18 protein-coding genes are annotated in these 17,617 nt (G+C 70.8%); 8 read left to right on the top strand and 10 right to left on the bottom strand.

Annotated elements, in window-relative coordinates:
• Positions 1-4 precede the first annotated feature (4 nt).
• Both selD and OJ962_RS12125 read left to right on the top strand, forming a co-directional pair.
• A complete protein-coding gene (gene selD / locus OJ962_RS12130; RefSeq protein WP_202956486.1) occupies positions 5-1,006 on the top strand; it encodes a selenide, water dikinase SelD in 1,002 nt (333 codons plus the stop codon).
• Positions 1,003-1,590 (top strand): TetR/AcrR family transcriptional regulator, encoded by a 588-nt coding sequence (locus OJ962_RS12125; RefSeq protein ID WP_202956485.1) that lies wholly within the window; start codon positions 1,003-1,005, stop codon positions 1,588-1,590. Before selD ends, OJ962_RS12125 begins: the two co-directional genes overlap by 4 nt.
• On the opposite strand, the gene OJ962_RS12120 is transcribed toward OJ962_RS12125, so the two are convergent.
• The gene (locus OJ962_RS12120; protein ID WP_202956484.1) at positions 1,565-4,396 is read right to left on the bottom strand and encodes a PQQ-dependent sugar dehydrogenase; all 2,832 of its coding nucleotides are present in this window, start codon (positions 4,394-4,396) and stop codon (positions 1,565-1,567) included. The two genes, OJ962_RS12125 and OJ962_RS12120, sit on opposite strands and share 26 nt — an antisense overlap.
• 96 nt (positions 4,397-4,492) lie before the next feature.
• Here OJ962_RS12120 and OJ962_RS12115 point away from each other — a divergent pair, with 96 nt between their 5' ends.
• The 3 genes from OJ962_RS12115 to OJ962_RS12105 are packed head-to-tail and all read left to right on the top strand — an operon-like array spanning position 4,493 to position 7,982.
• Positions 4,493-4,990: a PadR family transcriptional regulator gene (locus tag OJ962_RS12115; RefSeq protein WP_202956483.1), complete on the top strand. Its 498-nt coding sequence runs from the start codon at positions 4,493-4,495 to the stop codon at positions 4,988-4,990.
• Positions 4,991-4,993: 3 nt separating this feature from the next.
• Positions 4,994-5,719 (top strand): ABC transporter ATP-binding protein, encoded by a 726-nt coding sequence (locus OJ962_RS12110; RefSeq protein ID WP_238932049.1) that lies wholly within the window; start codon positions 4,994-4,996, stop codon positions 5,717-5,719.
• Position 5,720: 1 nt separating this feature from the next.
• Positions 5,721-7,982 carry an ABC transporter permease gene (locus OJ962_RS12105; protein ID WP_202956482.1) on the top strand — a complete coding sequence of 754 codons (2,262 nt, stop codon included), beginning with the start codon at positions 5,721-5,723 and terminating at the stop codon, positions 7,980-7,982.
• Between the two features lie 3 nt (positions 7,983-7,985).
• Here the strand turns inward: OJ962_RS12105 and OJ962_RS12100 are convergent, their stop codons facing one another.
• Positions 7,986-8,741, bottom strand: coding sequence for a rhomboid family intramembrane serine protease (locus OJ962_RS12100; RefSeq protein WP_202956481.1), 756 nt, complete (start codon positions 8,739-8,741; stop codon positions 7,986-7,988).
• 54 nt (positions 8,742-8,795) lie between these two features.
• On the bottom strand, positions 8,796-9,896 hold the full coding sequence (locus OJ962_RS12095; protein WP_202956480.1) for a carboxylate-amine ligase: 1,101 nt from the start codon (positions 9,894-9,896) through the stop codon (positions 8,796-8,798).
• A 76-nt stretch (positions 9,897-9,972) separates the two neighbouring features.
• Here OJ962_RS12095 and OJ962_RS12090 point away from each other — a divergent pair, with 76 nt between their 5' ends.
• Positions 9,973-10,896 carry a 2-deoxy-5-keto-D-gluconate 6-phosphate aldolase domain-containing protein gene (locus OJ962_RS12090; RefSeq protein WP_202956479.1) on the top strand — a complete coding sequence of 308 codons (924 nt, stop codon included), beginning with the start codon at positions 9,973-9,975 and terminating at the stop codon, positions 10,894-10,896.
• A 3-nt stretch (positions 10,897-10,899) separates the two neighbouring features.
• On the opposite strand, the gene OJ962_RS12085 is transcribed toward OJ962_RS12090, so the two are convergent.
• Positions 10,900-12,381, bottom strand: coding sequence for an NAD-dependent malic enzyme (locus tag OJ962_RS12085; RefSeq protein WP_238932048.1), 1,482 nt, complete (start codon positions 12,379-12,381; stop codon positions 10,900-10,902).
• Positions 12,382-12,423: 42 nt separating this feature from the next.
• Here OJ962_RS12085 and OJ962_RS12080 point away from each other — a divergent pair, with 42 nt between their 5' ends.
• Complete coding sequence (locus OJ962_RS12080; RefSeq protein WP_202956478.1) at positions 12,424-12,669, top strand: hypothetical protein; 246 nt, start codon at positions 12,424-12,426, stop codon at positions 12,667-12,669.
• Here OJ962_RS12080 and csrA read toward each other — a convergent pair.
• Positions 12,666-12,905, bottom strand: a complete 240-nt coding sequence (gene csrA, locus OJ962_RS12075; protein WP_202956477.1) for a carbon storage regulator CsrA — start codon at positions 12,903-12,905, stop codon at positions 12,666-12,668. The genes OJ962_RS12080 and csrA overlap by 4 nt on opposite strands.
• A gap of 169 nt (positions 12,906-13,074) precedes the next feature.
• Between csrA and OJ962_RS12070 the strand changes: the two genes are divergently transcribed.
• The gene (locus tag OJ962_RS12070; RefSeq protein WP_202956476.1) at positions 13,075-13,662 is read left to right on the top strand and encodes a hypothetical protein; all 588 of its coding nucleotides are present in this window, start codon (positions 13,075-13,077) and stop codon (positions 13,660-13,662) included.
• Positions 13,663-13,721: 59 nt separating this feature from the next.
• Here the strand turns inward: OJ962_RS12070 and OJ962_RS12065 are convergent, their stop codons facing one another.
• The 5 genes from OJ962_RS12065 to OJ962_RS12045 all read right to left on the bottom strand — a co-directional run bounded on the left by OJ962_RS12065 (position 13,722) and on the right by OJ962_RS12045 (position 17,598).
• Positions 13,722-14,042 (bottom strand): hypothetical protein, encoded by a 321-nt coding sequence (locus OJ962_RS12065; RefSeq protein ID WP_202956475.1) that lies wholly within the window; start codon positions 14,040-14,042, stop codon positions 13,722-13,724.
• Between the two features lie 21 nt (positions 14,043-14,063).
• Positions 14,064-14,357, bottom strand: a complete 294-nt coding sequence (locus OJ962_RS12060; RefSeq protein WP_202956474.1) for an FtsB family cell division protein — start codon at positions 14,355-14,357, stop codon at positions 14,064-14,066.
• Positions 14,358-14,420: 63 nt separating this feature from the next.
• Positions 14,421-15,695 carry a phosphopyruvate hydratase gene (gene eno / locus OJ962_RS12055; protein WP_202956473.1) on the bottom strand — a complete coding sequence of 425 codons (1,275 nt, stop codon included), beginning with the start codon at positions 15,693-15,695 and terminating at the stop codon, positions 14,421-14,423.
• Entirely contained in the window at positions 15,692-16,456 is a 765-nt protein-coding gene (mazG, locus tag OJ962_RS12050) for a nucleoside triphosphate pyrophosphohydrolase (protein WP_202956472.1), read from the bottom strand. Before mazG ends, eno begins: the two co-directional genes overlap by 4 nt.
• Before the next feature lie 74 nt (positions 16,457-16,530).
• Positions 16,531-17,598: a peptidyl-prolyl cis-trans isomerase gene (locus OJ962_RS12045; RefSeq protein ID WP_270006359.1), complete on the bottom strand. Its 1,068-nt coding sequence runs from the start codon at positions 17,596-17,598 to the stop codon at positions 16,531-16,533.
• Between the last annotated feature and the right edge of the window lie 19 nt (positions 17,599-17,617).

Genomic DNA, 17,617 nt, shown 5'->3' with positions numbered 1-17,617 from the left:
CGCGATGGCCGTTCCCCTCACCTCACTCAGCCACGGCGCGGGCTGTGGCTGCAAGCTCTCGGCCGCCGACCTGCGTCCGATCGTCGCCTCCTTGCCGCCCGTGAGCGACCCGCGGGTGCTGGTGGCGACCGACACGTCCGACGACGCCGGCGTCGTGCAACTGACGCCGGAGATCGCTCTGGTGCAGACCGCGGACTTCTTCACGCCGATCGTCGACGACCCGTACGCGTTCGGGCGGATCGCGGCCACGAACGCGCTCTCGGACGTCTACGCGATGGGCGGGACGCCGGTCTCGGCCCTGAACCTGGTCGCCTTCCCCCTGGAGACGCTCGGGGGCGATGTGCTGCGCGAGATCCTGCGCGGCGGCGCCGACGCGGTGGCCGAGGCGGGCGCCTCGGTGGTCGGCGGGCACTCGATCGACGACCCGGAGCCCAAGTACGGGCTCGCGGTCACGGGCGTGGTGCATCCGGACGAGGTGCTCACCAACGCGGGCGGCGTCGCGGGGGATGAGCTGTGGCTGTCCAAGCCGCTCGGCGCCGGCACGATCGCGACCGCGATCAAGCGCGGGCTGGCGTCTGCGGAGCTGGTGGCGCGCGGCATCGACGTGATGACGACCCTGAACGCCCGCGCGGCGGCTCAGGCGCGCAAAGCGGGCGCGCACGCGCTCACGGACGTCACCGGCTTCGGCCTGCTCGGCCACGCCCACGAGCTCGCCGCCGCGTCCGGGTTGAGCGCCGAGATCGACGCGGATGCCGCCCCGGCGATCGAGGGCGTGCTGGAGCTGCTGAGCGACGAGCGCGCGCTGGCCGGCGGCTCCAAGCGCAACCGCCGGGACGCGGACACGTGGACGACGTGGGGCGCGGTCGACCCCGCGCGCGCCCGGCTCGTCTGCGACGCGATGACCTCCGGCGGCCTGCTCGCCGCCCTTCCGCCGGGCGCGTCGATCGACGGCTGGCGGATCGGCCGCCTGGCGGCGGGCACGCCGGGGACCATCACCGTCCGATGAGCAAGCGCGGCGAGGCGCGGCGGGCGCAGGTCATCGACGTCGCGCTGCGGCTGTTCGCGGCGCACGGCTTCCGCGGCGTCTCGCTGGCGACGATCGCGCAGGAGGCGGGGATCTCGGAGCCCGGGCTGATCCACCACTACCCGACGAAGGCCGAGTTGCTGCTCGCGGTGCTCGACCACTACGAGGCCGGCAACCGCGAGTTGATGGCGACCGCGTGGGAGCGTTCCGGCGGCGAGTACGGCGGCGCGTGGCTGGCGCTGGCCGCCGCGCACGAGGCGGACCCGACGTTCATCCGCTTCTTCACCGTGCTGGCGGCGGAGAGCGTCGCGCCCGACCATCCCGCGCACGACTGGTTCGTCGAGCGCTACGAGCGCGTCCGGACCGGCATCGCCCAGATGTTCGCCGCCGCGCAACAGGCCGGTGACGTCCGGCTTGAGCTGGACCCCGACCTGTGCGCCCGCCAGCTCGTGGCGATGTTCGACGGGATCCAGCTTCAGTACCTGCTCGCGGGCGGGGCGCTCGACCTCGTCGCCCCGCTCCGCGAGCTGCTGCGCTCGTTTACGGGCGCGTCGTCGACAGCGTGAACGTCAGCGTCCGGCTGTAGGTGCCGGTCCGCAGCGCGTCCGTCGCCCCGATCGTCTGCTTGAACGTGACCGGGACTTTCGCGTTCGACACCGGACCGCTCCATTGCGTCGTGCCCAGCTCCACCCGCAGCGGCTGCGGGAGGCTGAACGCGCCGTTGGTCAGGTGGCCGGGGTCGGAGACCGACAGCGTCGCGTCGCCGGCCGTGGAGGTCACCGTCGCCTCGGTGGACGCCGTGTACTCGCGCGCCACGCCGGGGGTGAACGGGCTGAAGCTCGAGACGCCGACGCTCAGCGACAGCGTGGCCGGCACGGTGCCGCCGACGGTTCCGGGCGCGTCGGTGGAGGCCGCGATCGGCACGAGCGTGAACGTCTCGAAGAAGATTTCCGGGAACGCGTCGTCGGGCCCGTGCTCAGCCGGGTCGGTCCACTTGGTCACGAAGTACAGATCGTGCGCGCCCACCGGCTTGTGCCGGATCGGCGCGGACAGCGTGACGTAGTTGCGCTGCAACGACGCCGGTGGTTTGGTGTCCGGCATCTCGACGCTCGTGATCAGCGGGCCGGTCGGCGAGTCCGCGCGGACCTCCATCGTCCCGCCGGAGCCGCGCGAGCTGATGCTCATGCGGATCGCGCCGATCGTCGCCAGGTCGTAGTTGCGGAACATGAACCAGTGCCCGGGGCCCTGCATGAACGTGCGGCCGGTGTACAGGCCCGCGCCCTCGCCGAGCGGATAGACGTTCGTGTTCTGTGTGGGCGGGGCGTACTCGGCCGCGGCGGTGCCGGTCAGGCCGCCGCTGTCGGTGTAGACGGCCTCGAGCACCGTGAACAGGTAGAGGTTGCCGGTGTGGGTCGAGTTGCGGTCCGGCGTGACCGTGGCGGTGCAATCCGGCCCCGGGTTGAGCGTGGTCTCGGGGTGCGCGTGCGAGTTGTGCCCCAGGGAGAAGGTCACGGCGACCTTCGTGCAGTCGGCCGCGGCGCCATCCTCGACGTCGGAGACCGACACGCGGAACGTGAGCGGCTGCCCGAGCGCGTGTGGCGTCCCGTCGGGCGGCGCCACGATCTTCACGACCGGGCGGGTGTTGCCCACCGTGACCGGGAAGTTCTGGATCGACGAGGCGCCTTGCGCGTCCGTGACGGTCAGGCGGGCGACGTAGGAGCCGGCCGTGCTGTAGGTGTGGCTGACCTTCGCGCCGGTGGCGTCGGCCGTGCCGTCGTTGGTCCAGTCCCAGCTGTAGGTGATCGCGTCACCGTCCGGGTCGCTCGAGCCCGTGGCGTCGAAGTTGACGGTCAGCGGCGTGGCGCCCGAGTCCTTGTCGGCGGTCGCCTTGACCGAGGGGCGCCGGTTGCCGGCGGCGTAGGTGACGCGGTACAGGCCCGTGTCGTCGTTGTTCGCGCCCCAGCCGTTGCCGTACGCCAGCACGTACAACGCGCCGTCGGCGCCGAACTGCATGTCCATCGGCTTGACGAACGTGTGCAGCGGCAGGAAGAACTGGTTGTCCTTGACGCTGCCGTCGCTGTTGAAGGCCGCGGTCGCAACCCAGTCGGTGGTCCAGTCGAAGAAGAAGTAGCGGCCGTCGAACCACTGCGGGAACTTGGACGGCGACGGGTTGCTCGCGTCGTAGGTGTACTTCGGACCGGCCATCGCGCCGCCGCCGAACAGCGTCTCGAACGGGGTCGTGGGCGAGCCGGCGCTGTAGGTCCACCACATGGTGCGCGGCGTGTTGTCCGGGATGTCGCGCAGCCCGGCGTTCACGAACGAGTTGGCCGGCGGCGTGAGGTTGTTCGGCGAGTCGTTGACGAGGTTGTCGCAGTCGTAGAACCCGCGTGAGGCGCCGGCCACGTAGTCCCAGTCGCCGTACGGCTGGCCCGGCACGTAGCAGTAAGGCCAGCCGAAGTTGGCGGGCTTGGTCGTGCGGATCATGCTGACGTGGCCGGCGGGACCGCGGGTGGCGTCGGCGAGCGTCGCGTCGGGGCCGTAGTCGGCGAACCACAGCTCGCCCTCGTTGCTGACGTGGCCGATCGTGAACGGGTTGCGCAGGCCCATGGCGTAGATCTCGCGCAGCGTCTTGCCGCCGCCGTCCTCGGCGCCGGTGAACAGGTTGCCGGGCGGGATCTCGTACGTCGAGCCCTCGCCCACGGTCGTCCCGGGGTTCGCGAGCGGGCGGATGCGCAGGATCTTGCCGTTCGGGTTGTTCGTGTTGGCCGAGGTGGCCTGGGCGTCGTTGGCGATCTGGTTCGGGCGCTCGTCCATCGGCGGGTAGCCGAACGACGCGCAGCAGCCGGTGTTGTCGCCGGTGGCGATGTACAGGTCGCCGTTGGGCGCGAACTCGAGGTCGCCGGCGCTGTGCCCGCCCCCGGCGTAGACCGGGTGCTGGACGTTGTAGATCGGCGTCTCGGAGCTCAGGTCGAGCGTGTCGCCCGCGAGCGTGAAGCGGGACACGCGGCTGATGCGGCTGATCGTGTACGCGGGTGCGGTCGGCACGTAGTGCGCATAGAGGTGGCGGGTCGTCGCGAAGTCGGGCGCGGCCGCGAGGCCGACGAAGCCGAGCTCGCCGTTGGTGCCCGTCGGGATCTGGCCCGCGACGACCGTCGAGCCCGTGTCCGGCTTGAAGACCTTGAGGCGGCCGTCGCGCTCGGCGAGCAGGACGCGCCCGTCGGGCAGCGTCTCGATCCGGATCCCCTGCGTGATGTTGCGCTCGAGCAGCGTGACCTCGAAGCGATCGTCCGCGGGCGGCGGTTGGGCCTCCGCGGCGTCCGGCACGGCGACGAGCGCCGTCGCCGCGAGCAGCCCGGCCAGTGTTCGTCCCACTTTCCTCTCCCCCTTTTGCGTTGGTGCCGGACCAAAGTACCGAGTGATCACTCGGTTTGACAAGGTAGATACTCGATATGTATAACGAGTATCTAGATGCGTTTTCCGCTCCTCGCACTGCTCGCCGAAGGTCCGGCGCACGGGTATGAGCTCAAGCAGGCGATAGAGCAGCGGTTCGGCTCGGTCCTGCCGCCGCTCAACACCGGCCAGATCTACACGACGCTCTCGCGCCTGGAGCGCGACGGGCTGGTGGACGACGACGCGGTGGCTCAGAACGGGCGGCCGAACAAGCGCGTCTACCGGCTGACGGACGCCGGGCGGATGGAGCTGCGCGGCTGGGTGGCGGACGCCACGCCCGCCGCGCGGATGAAGGACGACTTCTTCATGAAGCTGGTGCTCGCCCGGGCCGCGGGGATCGCGGACCCGCTCGAGCTGATCGACCGGCAGCGCGCCGCGTACCTGCAGGCGCTGCGGGAACTGGACGACGTCACGGTCGCTGACGAGGTGAGCGCGCTGCTGGTCGAGGGCGCGGCGCTGCACCTCGAGGCCGACCTCAAGTGGCTCGATCTCTGCGAACAACGAATGGGGAGCTGACCCATGGAGCCCGTGATCGTCACGCGCGGCCTGACGCGGGAGTACGAAGGCGGCGTGCGCGCTCTGCGCGGCGTCGACGTGTCGGTGGACGAGGGCGAGTTCGTCGCCGTCACGGGGCCGTCGGGCTGCGGCAAGTCGACGCTGCTGAACCTACTCGGCGGGCTCGACCGGCCGACGTCCGGCGAGGTCGAGATCGGTGGGCGCCGCGTGGAGGCGCTGAGCGAGGCGCGCTGGGCGCACGTCCGGCGCGACGAGATCGGCTTCGTCTTCCAGTTCTTCAACTTGATCGGGAACCTGAGCGTCGCCGACAACGTCGAGCTGCCCGGGCTGCTGGCGGGCCTCTCGCCGCGCGAGGTCCGGGCACGGCGGGCGGAGCTGCTCGAGTCGCTCGGGATCGGCGAGTTCGCCGACCAGTCGCCCACACGGCTGAGCGGCGGCCAGCAGCAGCGCGTCGCGATCGCCCGCGCGCTGATCAACCGCCCGCGCGTGCTGCTCGCCGACGAGCCGACCGGCGCGCTGGACTCCGCCAGCGCCCGCGAGGTGATGGCGCTGCTGCGGGAGGCCCACGACGAGCGCGGCCAGACGATCGTGCTCGTCACCCACGACGCCCGGGTCGCCGCCCGCGCCGATCGCGTCCTCGCGATGCGTGACGGCGCCGTCGCGTCCGAGACCCGCCTCGAGCGCGGCGACAAGACGGCCGTCGCCCGCCTGATGCAGCTGGAGGTGTGAGATGGCGCGCCGCAGCGACACGCCGCCCACCGCCGCGCGCGATCGCGTCGGGGCGCTGCGCGCCGCCGCGCGGCTCGCCCGCGCGGACCTCTTCGCCCGTCCCGGGCAGACGATCCTCACCGCGGTGGCGATCTTCGCCGCCGCCACCGCGCTCGTCGTCACGCTCGCGTTGCGGGCCGGCCTCGAGGACCCGTTCGAGGACGCGATGACCGCGACCCGCGGCGCACACATGGCGGTCCACGCCGGGCTCACGGACGCCGACGTCGCGCGGCTCAGGTCGCTGCCCGGGGTCGTCGCGTCGGACGTGCGGGCGCGCGCGAACCGGCAGGCGACGGTTGCCGGCCGCACGGTCGAGGTCGGGCTGGAGGCGCTGCCCGCGGCCGACGCGGCGGTCGACCGGCCGCGCCTCACCGACGGGCGCCGCCCGAGCGCGGCCGGCGAGTTGCTCGTGGAGCGCAGCTTCGCGCGCGAGGCCGGGCTGCGGCCCGGCGACCGGGTCGCCGGCGGCACGATCACCGGTCTCGCGGTGACGACCCAGCAGGCGACCTACCCCCGCTGGGACCCCGGCCTGATCTGGGCGACCGACGTGGCGGGGCCCGAGCGCCGGGTCGCCGTGCGGCTCGCCGACCCGGAGGGGACCGAGGCCTTCGCCGCGGCGGCCCGCCGCGCGTTGCCGGGCACGCGGCTCGCGTTCACCGACTGGCACCACGTGCGGGACACGATCACCGACCAGACGCGCACCAACGCCCTCGTGATCTCGATCAACACGCTGCTCGCGCTGTTCGCGGTCGGCTTCACGGTCGCGACGGTGATCGGCGGCCGCGTGCTCGCCCAGCGGCGGGAGATCGGGCTGCTCAAGGCCGTCGGCTGGACGCCGCGCGGGATCGTCGCGCTGCTCGTGGGCGAGTACCTCGCAGTCGGGTTCGTCGCGGCGCTGCTCGGCCTCGTCGCGGGCGCCGCGATCGCGCCGCTGCTGCTGGAGCCGATGTCGAGCCTGCTCGCCACGCCGACGCCGAGCGCGCTCGCGCCGCTCCCGCTGCTGCTCGCGCTCGTGCTGATCCTGGCGGCCGTCGCGGTGTTCACGGCCGTGCCCGCGCTGCGCGCCGGGCGGGTGAAGACGATCGACGCGCTCGCGCTCGGCCGCGGCGCCGGCACCGGCCGCGCCTCGCGAGCCGCCCGGATCGCCGCCGCGCTGCGCCTGCCCGCGATCGCGCGGCTCGGCGTCAAGGACGCGTTCACGAGCCGCTCCCGCGCGAGCCTGACGATCGCGGCGCTGACCTTCATGGTCGTGACGCTCGTCGCCGCGCTCTCGGTCGAGGCGACGTTCCACCGCGTGATCGACGACCCCGCGCTGCGCGCCAAGCCGTGGGACGTGCGCCTGGAGGAGCCCTCCGCGCTCGCCGCCACCCAGGGCGACCCCGCCGTCGCCGACGCCACGACGATCTCCGGCTTCCAGGTCGCCGGCCCCCGCGGCGAGCTGCACGCCCGCGCCGTCGGAGACGGCTTCGCCGCGTTCCCCTACGCCGTCCCCGACGGGCGCATGTTCGCCCGCCCCGGCGAGGCGATCGCGGGCCGCGGCCTCTACGAGACGCTCGGCCTGCAGGTCGGCGATCAGGTCACGGTGCGCGTCGAAGGCCAGCCGGTCACGCTGCGGCTCGTCGGGCGCCACGTCGAGCCCGACGACGACGGCGAGGTCGTGATCTTCCCCGCCGCCACGCTCCCGGAGGTCCCCGAGCCGAGCGCCGTGATCGCGAACTTCGCCCCGGACACCGACCAGGCGGCCGCCGCCCGCCGCCTCGAAGCCGCCGCGGGCGTCGACGCCGAGCTCCCGGAGGAGGAGGTCCGCGGCGAGCGCGCCGACATCCGCCCGATCGTGCTCGGCTCGAGCCTGCTGCTGGTCGCCGTCGGGCTGGTGAACCTGCTCGCCACGCTGCTGCTCGTGACCCGCGAACGCGCGCGGGACTTCGCGATCTTCAAGGCCGTCGGCCTGACCCCGCGGGGCGTGCTGGGCGTCGTCAACGCGGGCGGGGCGGCGCTGGGCTTGATCGCCCTCGCCATCGGCATCCCGCTCGGATTGGTGACCTACCGGGCGATCATGGCCGCCATGAGCCCGAGCGAGGGCACCGACATCGTCGGCACGCCGGGCCCGTTCGCCCTGCTGCTGACCGTCCCGTTCGTGCTCGCCGTGACGGCGCTGGCGAGCTCGTGGCCGGGCCGCGCGGCCGTGCGGGTCCCGGCGGCGGCGGTGCTGCGCGCCGAGTGACGGCTACCGCTCGCGCAACCGCGCGAACAGCACGCCCAACACGAGCCCGGCCACGCCGCCGAAGATCCCCGCGATCCCGCTCGCCTCGGTCGAGGCGAGCGGCAGCAGCACGAGCACCGCCGCGATCGCGAGCACGCCCAGCAGGTCGCTGTCGTCCTCACGGCCGGCGCGGCGGCCCAGCACGTCGCGCATCGTCCACGCCGCGAGCATGCCCAGGGCGGCGCCGTTCGCGCCGCGCACGATGCCCTCACCGAGGACCTCGACCGCGAAGTAGGCGCCGCCGACGCCGCAGACGAGGAAGATGAACAGCGGCGCCCACCAGCCGTGGCGCTTCTCCATCAGCCAGCCGAAGAGGGCGATCGCGGCCAGGGTCACGGCCTCGTAGCCGGACGAGGTGTAGGCGAAGACCGAGGTGAAGGCGCGCCACGGATCGTCGAGGCCGGCGCCGTAGGTGAACTCGGCCAGCCAGACGGGCCGCACCTGCAGCGTCAGCGTGGCGATGATCGGCACCAGGACCAGCAGCCAGACGGCCCAGGCGCGGCGGTCGGCGCGAATGCCGGGGATCTCCCCCGGACGCAGGCGCGGAAGCTGCGGGCGGGAGCGCTTGGCCTTCTTGGAGGCCTTGGGCACGCCGCCGCGATCCAGCTTGGGCGCGCGCTTCTGGATGCGCGTACCGCAGTACGGGCACTCCGTGATGTACGGAGAGACTTCCGCACCACAGCTCTTGCACACCAGATAGAGGTCCGGACCGCTGCTCATGAGGGCTCATCAAGTCTACGCCGCCCGCGCGCCCGCCTCGACCGGAGTTGGCGGCTAGGGACCCGAGGCCTCGACGATGTCCTGCAGGAGCTCGGTGAAGTCGCGGTTGGCCTCGAACACCTTGCGCTGGCGGAAGGCCCCGTTGCCATGCTCGAGCAGATCCTCGATCGCCTCCAGCTCGTCCGCCGCGCCGAGGTCCTGGGCGTGCTCGCGCAGCCGGTCCAGCAGCCGCCGCGCGAGCGCCTTGGCCGGCACCGTCGAGCGCTCCGGGAGGTCGACGAGCTCGCCCTCCATCCCGTGCCGGCTCGCGAGCCACTTGTTCTCGTCGAGCATCTCGTACGGGTACCGGGCCAGCTCCTTGCCGGCTTCGAAGTGCTCGGCCAGCTCCTTGACCATCGCCTGGATCAGCGCTGCGAGCCCCACCGTGTGCTCGACGTGCGTCTGCGCGTCCATCGCGCGGATCTCGACCGTGCCGAAGTTCGGATGCGGCCGCACGTCGTACCAGAGCCAGGTGTAGTCCTCCATGACCCCGGTGTCGACCATGAAGCCGATCCGCTCCTGATAGTCCTGCCAGCCCTCGTAGTGGGGCGGGATGCCGACGCGCGGGAACGCGCGAAAGATCGGCATCCGCGTGGAGGCCAGGCCCGTGTCGTCGCCACGCCAGTAGGGCGAGTTGGCGCTCAGGGCGAGGAGGATCGGCACGTGCACGCGCATGCCGTTGGCGACGTGGATGGCCTTGTCGGGATCGTCGAGCCCGATGTGCACGTGCAGGCCGAAGATGATCTCCTGGCGCGCGACGAAGCGCAGCTCCTGGACGAGGTCGCGGTAGCGCGGCGCGGCCGTGATCCGCTGGTCCTCCCAGCGCGCGAGCGGGTGCGTGCCCGCCGAGCCGATCACGAGGCCCTTCTTGTCCGCGGTGTCTCGAACCTGACGCCGCAGTGAACGCAGCGCGACACCGGCCTCGCGCACGTCCGCGCACGGGTTGGTCGAGATCTCGAGCACGGACTCCATGAGCTCGGGCTTGATCGCGCCGTCCGGCGAGTCTTCCAGCAGATCGTCGATCGCGTTGACCAGCGCGTAGGAGTCGGGGTCGAGGATCATCAGCTCTTCCTCGATGCCGACCGTGTACGCGGGGCCGCTGAACTTCGGCTCCATGTGGCCGGGAAGAGTACGAACCCCGGAGCCTTCATACTGTCGAGGGTTTGCAACCGCCAAAGAGGAGTTGACACAGATGGCCCTCGGTTACGACGGGAAGCTGTACATCTTGGCCTTCGATCACCGAGGGTCCTTCCAGAAGAAGATGTTCGGGATCGAGGGTGACCCGACGCCCGAAGAGACCGCGACGATCACCGACGCGAAGAAGCTCATCTACGAGGGCATGGAGAAGGCCGTCGAGCGTGGCCTGGACGGCAAGTCCGCGGGCGTGCTCGTCGACGAGCAGTTCGGTGGTGACATCCCCGAGCTGGCCAAGAAGCACGGCCTGTCGCTGACGATGCCGGCCGAAAAGTCGGGCGTGGACGAGTTCCAGTTCGAGTACGGCGACGAATTCGGTGCCCACATCGAGAAGTACGACCTGCTCGCCACCAAGGTGCTCGTCCGCTTCAACCCGGACGGCGACAAGGAGATGAACGAGCGCCAGACCAAGCGTCTGAAGCAGCTCGCCGACTGGCTGCACGAGAACGACCGTCTGTTCCTGTTCGAGCTGCTGGTCCCGGCCGAGCCGGCCCAGCTGGAGTCCGTCGGCGGCGACGCCGACCGCTACGACGCCGAGCTGCGGCCCGAGCTGATGCGCCGCGCGATCGAGCACTTCCAGAACGAGGGCGTCGAGGTCGACATCTGGAAGATCGAGGGCGTCGACACCCGCGAGGACGCGGAGATGCTCGCCGAGCAGACCCGCAAGGGCGAGGGCCGCGAGAACGTCAAGACCGTGCTCCTGGGCCGCGGCGCGTCCAACGAGAAGGTCGACCAGTGGCTGCAGGCCGCCGCGCCCGTCGAGGGCTTCATCGGCTTCGCCATCGGCCGCTCGATCTGGTGGGACCCGCTCAAGGCCTACCTCGACGGCGGCGACCGCGCCGAGCAGGCCGAGAAGATCGCCGACAACTACCTGCGCTTCATCAAGGTCTACGACGAGGCCGAGTCCTCCGTCTCGGCCTAGGGCTCAGAAGCCAGGCAGCTTCATCTCCTCCGTGGGCGGCGCTCCCTGCACCGGGAGCCGCTCACGGCGGGCGATGCCCGACTCGATCGCCGCCGCGGCCACCGCCTGCGCGACCGCCGGCGCCACGTTGCGGTTGAACACGCTCGGCACGATGTACTCCGGCCCGAGCTCCTCGTCCGGGATCACGCTCGCGAGCGCCCGCGCCGCGGCAAGCTTCATCGCCTCGTCGATGCCCCGCGCGCGCACGTCCAGCGCCCCGCGGAAGATCCCCGGGAAGGCCAGCACGTTGTTGATCTGGTTCGGATAGTCGCTGCGGCCGGTGGCCATGATCGCGACGTGGTCCCAGCAGTCCTCGGGCTGCACCTCGGGCGTCGGGTTGGCCATCGCGAACACGATCGCGTCCTTGGCCATCGTCTTGACCGCGTCGGCCGTGAACGCGCCCGGCGCGCTCACCCCCACCACTACGTCGGCGCCCTCCAGCGCGTCGTTGGCCGTGCCGCGCAGCCCGCGCGGGTTCGTGCGCGCCGCCATCGCGGCCAGCTCCCCCTCGAGGTCCGTGCGCTCGGGGTGCAGGATGCCGCCGATGTCGCACACGACGAGGTCCTGCACGCCGTGCTCGAGGATGATTTTCGCGCACGCCAGGCCCGCGGCGCCCGCGCCGACGACCACCACGCGCACGTCGGAGGCGCGCTTGCCCACCACGCGCAGCGCGTTGAGCAGCGCCGCGAGCACGACCACCGCCGTGCCGTGCTGGTCGTCGTGGAAGACCGGGATGTCCAGCGACTCCTTCAGGCGCCGCTCGATCTCGAAGCAGCGCGGCGCGGAGATGTCCTCGAGGTTGATGCCGCCGAACGTGGGCGCGACCTGCTCGACGAGCCGGACGATCTCGTCCACGTCGGTCGTGTTCACGCACAGCGGGAAGGCGTCGACGCCGCCCAGCTCCTTGAACAGCATCGCCTTGCCCTCCATCACGGGCATGGCGGCCTCGGGCCCGATGTCGCCGAGGCCGAGGACGGCCGTGCCGTCGGACACGACGGCGACCGTGTGGCCCTTGATCGTCAGCGTCCAGGCGGACTCGCGGTCGTCGGCGATCGCCCGGCACACGCGCGCCACGCCCGGCGTGTAGGCCATCGAGAGGTCGTCGCGGGTCTTGATCGGGACCTTCGGGCGGACCTCGATCTTGCCGCCCTTGTGCATCAGGAACGTGCGGTCGGAGACGCTGGCGACCTTGATGCCCTCCAGCGCGCGCACGGCGGCGACGACGCGCTCACCGTGGGCAGCGTCGACGCACGCGACCGTCACGTCGCGCACGACGCCCCGCTGGTCGACGCGGACGAGATCGATCGCGCCGAGGATGGCCCCCTCGGCGCCGACCGCGTGCGCGACGGCCGCGAAGGCCCCCGGCAGCTGGCGCAGCTCGATGCGCATGGTGAACGAGTACGAGGCCGAGGGCTGGAGCCCCGCCGGCGCCTGCAGGCTGGACATGACCTCGGATGGTGTCACGCCGAGCGTTATGGTTACTCCGCCATGCGCATGCGCCAGAGCATCGCCGATATCGAAGACGCCTTCTTCGAGGAGATCGAGGAGGACCGCGAGCGGCGCGAGAAGCTCCGCAAGCGAGCGGAGCGGCGGGCCGCCGAGCGGCAGGCCAAGCGCACGCACCGCCACGGCTCCATGCGCTTCGTGGTGCTCGTCCTGGTGCTCGTGGCGACCGCGGCGATCGTGACCTACGCCATGTTCGCCACGCTCTACTACGTCCTCAGCCCGTCCTAGGGCTCATTGGTGCGAGCGAGGCGCTTGAGCGCGTCGTCGACCTCGGCCCGCGCGGACGCCCCGGCGGCCACGTTCTCCTGCTGGATCTCCAGATAGACCTCTTTGCGGAACACGGGGATGTCCCGTGGGGCCTGGATGCCGATACGGACCTTCTCGCCCATGATCGACAGCACGGAGACCTCGATGTCGTCGCCGATCATGATCGACTGGTTGGACTTACGTGTCAGTACCAGCATGCCGCCGCCTCCCTGGCGATTTCCGACTCGGCCCACTGAGCAGACCCGCTTCTGCCCGCGTGGTGAGCACTGGTGAGGCTAGTTGTGATTGATGTATCCGGTATGGGGCTTGCACCCGATGAGCCCCTAGATGATGGTTGGACCCTATGCGCTAGTCTCCGGGCCTCTTATGAGCCGCCGGTCCCTGCGTCCTCAGCTTAACCAGATCCGCGGGTGGGTGCGACAGGGTCGTACCGATGCGTGGATCGCACACCAGCTGGAAGTGACCGTCCAGCAGATCCAAGCCTTCAAGCGCGAGCAGGGCCTCGAGCCCGACGCCGAAGACAACGGCGCCGCCGTCGAGGAGGTGGACCTGCGCGCGGAAGACGACGCGCAGATCGCCGCCGAGCTCGAGGCGGAAGCCAAGCGCAAGGCTGAAGAAGAGGCCCGTGCCGCCGAAGAGGCCGCACGTAAGGCCGCTGAAGAAGAGGCCCGTGCCGCAGCCGCGGCCGAGGTCGACGAAGAAGACGAGAAGCCCAAGCGGGGTTCGCGTCGCCGCGGTGGCCGGTCACGCCGCCGCTCCGGGCCCGCGGGCCCGCTCGAGGGTACGTTCGACCATGGTGAAGAGGGATACGGCCTGTGGCTGGACCCCGCGATCCAGGACGACCCCATCTACGCCGAGCACTGGGCGGGCCACCGTCCCGTCGAGATCTCGATCGAGGAAGACCAGATCGTGATCCGCCGTGCCGGCGCGAGTGAAGACTCCGACGACGACTGAAGCGGACAGCGTCGAGCCGTGAAATCACGGCTCGGCGCTCGACGCACCGGCCGGTGCGGCTAGCTGATCCGGCGGCCGCCGGCGAAGTCGCGTGCTGCGCGGGCGTAGCGGCCGAACGCGGCGTCGGCGACGACCCGGGCGTCCCACGCGAACGGCTCGTCCGGCGCCTCCTCGACCGCGAGGTCGGTGCACCAGCCCGTGCCCTCGTCGTAGAGGTCGACGAGCTCGTCGAGGGTGAACGCGCCGCCGAGGCGGCGGCGCAGCTCGTTCTGGATCGCGCGCGTGACGCGCTCGAGCGTCGGCACCTGCTCGGGGTAGGCGTCGTCGAGACGCTTGACCCCCTGCTCCCACTGCTCGCGTGCGGTCTCGTAGGACGACACGCGTCTCAGTCTACGAACGCGTTAATCGAGCCCTTCAACGATGTAGGCGCGCTCACCGGCCTTGACCATGCCGAGCCGGCGCGCCTCGCGCTCGATGGCGCCGGGGGCGCTCAGCTCGGCCTTGCGCTCCAGCAGGCGCTCGTTCTCTTCCTTGAGCTTGGCGACGGCCTCGCGCTGGCGCGCGGCCTCCTTATAGGTGGAGATCCACGTCAGGGCAGGCCCGATGTACAGGTAGAGCACGAGCGCGAAGACACCGATGAGCGCCCAGCGCCCGAGTCGGTCCCAGCGAATCCCGAGGGAACGGCGGCGGTCCATACCTGCCGCGTTCTTTCCACGCGGCAGGCTCCCTTCCTCTGCAATGGACCGCCCGGATCTCTCCTAGCTGCGGAAGACGGACCGGCCGGGGTACTCGGCGTCGCCGCCCAGGGCCTCCTCGATGCGCAGCAGCTGGTTGTACTTGGCCACGCGATCCGAGCGCGACGGCGCGCCCGTCTTGATCTGGCCGCAGCCCGTGGCGACGGCGAGGTCGGCGATCGTCGTGTCCTCGGTCTCGCCCGAGCGGTGGCTCATGACCGCCGTGTAGCCGTTGGAGCGGGCGAGGTCGATCGCGGCCAGAGTCTCGGTCAGCGTGCCGATCTGGTTGACCTTGATCAGGATCGAGTTGGCCGTGCCGGTGTCGATGCCCTTCTGCAGGCGCTTGACGTTGGTCACGAACAGATCGTCGCCGACGAGCTGGACCTTCTCGCCGATGGAATCGGTGAGCTGCTTCCAGCCGTCCCAGTCCTCCTCGTCCATGCCGTCCTCGATCGAGAGGATCGGGTAGCGGGCGGCGAGGTCGGTCCAGTAGGACGTCAGCTCGGAGGCGGAGAGCGTGCGCGACTCGCCGGCCAGCTCGTAGTTGCCGGCCTTGTAGATCTCCGAGACGGCCGGGTCGAGCGCGATCGCGACGTCCTCGCCGGGCGTGTAGCCGGCGGCCTCGATGCCCTCGATCAGCGCCTGCAGCGCCGCCTCGTTGGACTCCAGGTCGGGCGCGAAGCCGCCCTCGTCACCCACGGCCGTGTTCAGGCCGCGCTTCTTCAAAGTCGCCTTGAGGTTGTGGAAGACCTCCGCGCCGGTCTGCAGCGCCTGCGCGAACGAGGACGCGCCGACCGGGATGACCATGAACTCCTGGAAGTCCACGTTGTTGTCGGCGTGCGCGCCGCCGTTGACGACGTTCATCATCGGCACGGGCAGGATGCGCGCTGCGTCGCCGCCCAGGTAGCGCCACAGCGGCAGGTTCTCCTCGGTGGCCGCCGCACGAGCGTTGGCGAGCGACACGCCGAGGATGGCGTTCGCGCCGAGGCGGGACTTGTTGTCGGTGCCGTCGAGCTCGATCAGCTTGCCGTCGAGGCCCTTCTGATCGGACGCGTCCAGGCCGTTGACCGCCTCCGCGATCTCGCCGTTGACGTTGGCGACGGCCTTCGTGACGCCCTTGCCCATGTAGGCGTCGCCGCCGTCGCGCAGCTCGGTGGCCTCGAACTCGCCGGTGGAGGCGCCGGAGGGCACGGCCGCGCGGCCGTGCGCGCCGGAGCGCAGCGTGACCTCCACCTCGACGGTGGGGTTGCCGCGGGAATCAAGGATCTGGCGCGCGTGTACGGATTCGATCTGGCTCATTTCCCCAGCAGGGTACGGGCTCGAGCGTAGTAGCCGAGTTGCGCCTCGGTATCCAGTGCCTCCCACTGGTGCCCGTCCCGGTTCGCGATCTCCTCCGCCGCCTCCACGCGCTCCTGGAAGCGGTCGGCCGAGGCGCGCAGCGCGAGCTCCGGATCGACCTTGAGCTTGCGCGCGACGTTGATCGCCGCGAACAGGACGTCGCCCACCTCGTGGAAGCGCTCCTCGCGCGTCTGCGCCTCCTCGAGCTCCTCCAGCTCGCCCGTCACGCCGTCGTAGGGCACGTGGTCGAAGTCGAAGCCCGTGGACGCCGCCCGGCGCTGCGTCTTGAGCGCGTACAGCGGCCCGGGCAGGTTCTCCGGTACGTCACCGAAGATGCCCGGCTCGCGCCCCGCCTCGCCCTTCTTGATCTGATCCCAGTTCTGCAGCACCTGGCCGGCATCGTCGGCCACCGCAGAGCCGAAGATGTGCGGGTGCCGGTGCACGAGCTTCGCGTGCACGTGCTCGGCCACCTGCTCGAGCGACCCCGTCCCCCGCTCCTCCAGCAGCAGCGACAGGAAATGCACCTGGAAGAGCACGTCCCCGAGCTCGTCGACCAGCTTGGAGTCGTCACCGCTGTGCGCCGCGGCGGCGAGCTCGTACGCCTCCCCCACCGTGTGCGGCACGATCGACCGCTCGTCCTGCTCGCGATCCCACGGGCACTCGCGCCGCAGCTTCCGGGTCAGCTCGTCCAGACGCGCGACCGCGTCAGCCCCATTTCCCATACGCGAAGAGGCTAGTTAACGACGAAGCGCCGCTCGATATGGCGGCGCTTCGCGAAATCAGATGACGCTGGGGACTACGAGCCCTCGGGGACCGTGCCCTGCGGCGGAGCCGCGCCCTCCGGCACCGTGCCGGCCGGAGCGGTCGGGGTCGGCGTGGCCTTCGGGCCGTTCTTGCAGTCCGTGGTCTTGTAGCCCTCGGAGCACTCCGTCTTTTCCTTCCAGCGGTTGGTGAAGTCCTTGACGAAGGAGTCGAGGGCCTTCTGCTGGTTCTGCGACTGGAGCGTCTGCTTGATGGTCTCCTTGGCCTCCTGCAGCGTCTGCTGGGAGGCGGCGGTGACGTTGGTCACCGTGAAGACGTAGTAGCCGTACTGGGTCTTGACCGGGCCGACGAGCTCGCCCTTCTTGGCGCCGAAGACGGCGTCGTCGAGCTCCTTGTCGAGCGTGCCCTTGGCCTGCGCGGGCAGCTTGCCGCCGGAGGCCTTGGAGGTGTCGTCGATCGAGTACTTCTTGGCGACGGTGTTCCAGGAGTCGCCGTTGTCCAGGGCGGCCTTGGCGTCGTCCGCCTCGCCCTTGCCCTTGGTCAGCACGACGCGCAGGTCACGCTTCTCGGGCTGCGCGAAGCGGGCCTTGTTCTTGTTGTAGAAGTCGGCGATCGCCTTGTCGGAGACGCCGTCCTTGCCCTTGACGACCTTGTCGCGGATCTTGTTCGAGAGCAGGTCGAGCCTGACGCGCTGGAGGATGTCCTCCTCGGTCTGGCCCGAGGTCTTGATGAACTTCTTGTAGTCCTCCTCCTTGGGGAAGGACTGCTTCTTCTGCTCGTTGAAGGACTTCTTGACCTCGGCGTCCGTCACCTTGACGTCCATCGCGTCGGCCTCGCCCTGGATCCACTGGAACGAGATCAGCAGCTGGAGCACCTGGTTGCGCAGCTGCTCGTACTCCTGCTCGCACTGCGTCTTGAGCTGGGAGTCGGTGACCTTGGGCTGACCCTTGGCCGGAGCCGGCGTCGCCTTGCGCTTGGCGGCGATGCACTTCTTGTAGCCGGCCTCGGGGTCCGGAACAGCCGCGTTGGCCTGACCCGTCGACTTGGCAGCGACGTTCATCCAGTGCGTGAAGTCCGACTTCTCGATGGCCTCACCGTCCACCGTCGCGACGGCGTTTCCG

This window comes from Solirubrobacter deserti (assembly GCF_027587175.1).
GTDB lineage: Bacteria > Actinomycetota > Thermoleophilia > Solirubrobacterales > Solirubrobacteraceae > Solirubrobacter > Solirubrobacter deserti.
Note: the sequence above shows the minus strand (reverse complement) of the source record. Positions and strands in the feature narration are given on the sequence as shown.

What these genes read in the sequence shown, in the direction of transcription:
- selD (WP_202956486.1), top strand. Translation starts at nt 5, where the DNA reads ATGGCCGTTCCCCTCACCTCACTCAGCCACGGCGCGGGCTGTGGCTGC.
- OJ962_RS12125 (WP_202956485.1), top strand. Translation starts at nt 1,003, where the DNA reads ATGAGCAAGCGCGGCGAGGCGCGGCGGGCGCAGGTCATCGACGTCGCG.
- OJ962_RS12115 (WP_202956483.1), top strand. Translation starts at nt 4,493, where the DNA reads ATGCGTTTTCCGCTCCTCGCACTGCTCGCCGAAGGTCCGGCGCACGGG.
- OJ962_RS12110 (WP_238932049.1), top strand. Translation starts at nt 4,994, where the DNA reads ATGGAGCCCGTGATCGTCACGCGCGGCCTGACGCGGGAGTACGAAGGC.
- OJ962_RS12105 (WP_202956482.1), top strand. Translation starts at nt 5,721, where the DNA reads ATGGCGCGCCGCAGCGACACGCCGCCCACCGCCGCGCGCGATCGCGTC.
- OJ962_RS12100 (WP_202956481.1), bottom strand. Translation starts at nt 8,741, where the DNA reads ATGAGCAGCGGTCCGGACCTCTATCTGGTGTGCAAGAGCTGTGGTGCG.
- OJ962_RS12095 (WP_202956480.1), bottom strand. Translation starts at nt 9,896, where the DNA reads ATGGAGCCGAAGTTCAGCGGCCCCGCGTACACGGTCGGCATCGAGGAA.
- OJ962_RS12090 (WP_202956479.1), top strand. Translation starts at nt 9,973, where the DNA reads ATGGCCCTCGGTTACGACGGGAAGCTGTACATCTTGGCCTTCGATCAC.
- OJ962_RS12085 (WP_238932048.1), bottom strand. Translation starts at nt 12,381, where the DNA reads ATGTCCAGCCTGCAGGCGCCGGCGGGGCTCCAGCCCTCGGCCTCGTAC.
- OJ962_RS12080 (WP_202956478.1), top strand. Translation starts at nt 12,424, where the DNA reads ATGCGCATGCGCCAGAGCATCGCCGATATCGAAGACGCCTTCTTCGAG.
- csrA (WP_202956477.1), bottom strand. Translation starts at nt 12,905, where the DNA reads ATGCTGGTACTGACACGTAAGTCCAACCAGTCGATCATGATCGGCGAC.
- OJ962_RS12070 (WP_202956476.1), top strand. Translation starts at nt 13,075, where the DNA reads ATGAGCCGCCGGTCCCTGCGTCCTCAGCTTAACCAGATCCGCGGGTGG.
- OJ962_RS12060 (WP_202956474.1), bottom strand. Translation starts at nt 14,357, where the DNA reads ATGGACCGCCGCCGTTCCCTCGGGATTCGCTGGGACCGACTCGGGCGC.
- eno (WP_202956473.1), bottom strand. Translation starts at nt 15,695, where the DNA reads ATGAGCCAGATCGAATCCGTACACGCGCGCCAGATCCTTGATTCCCGC.
- mazG (WP_202956472.1), bottom strand. Translation starts at nt 16,456, where the DNA reads ATGGGAAATGGGGCTGACGCGGTCGCGCGTCTGGACGAGCTGACCCGG.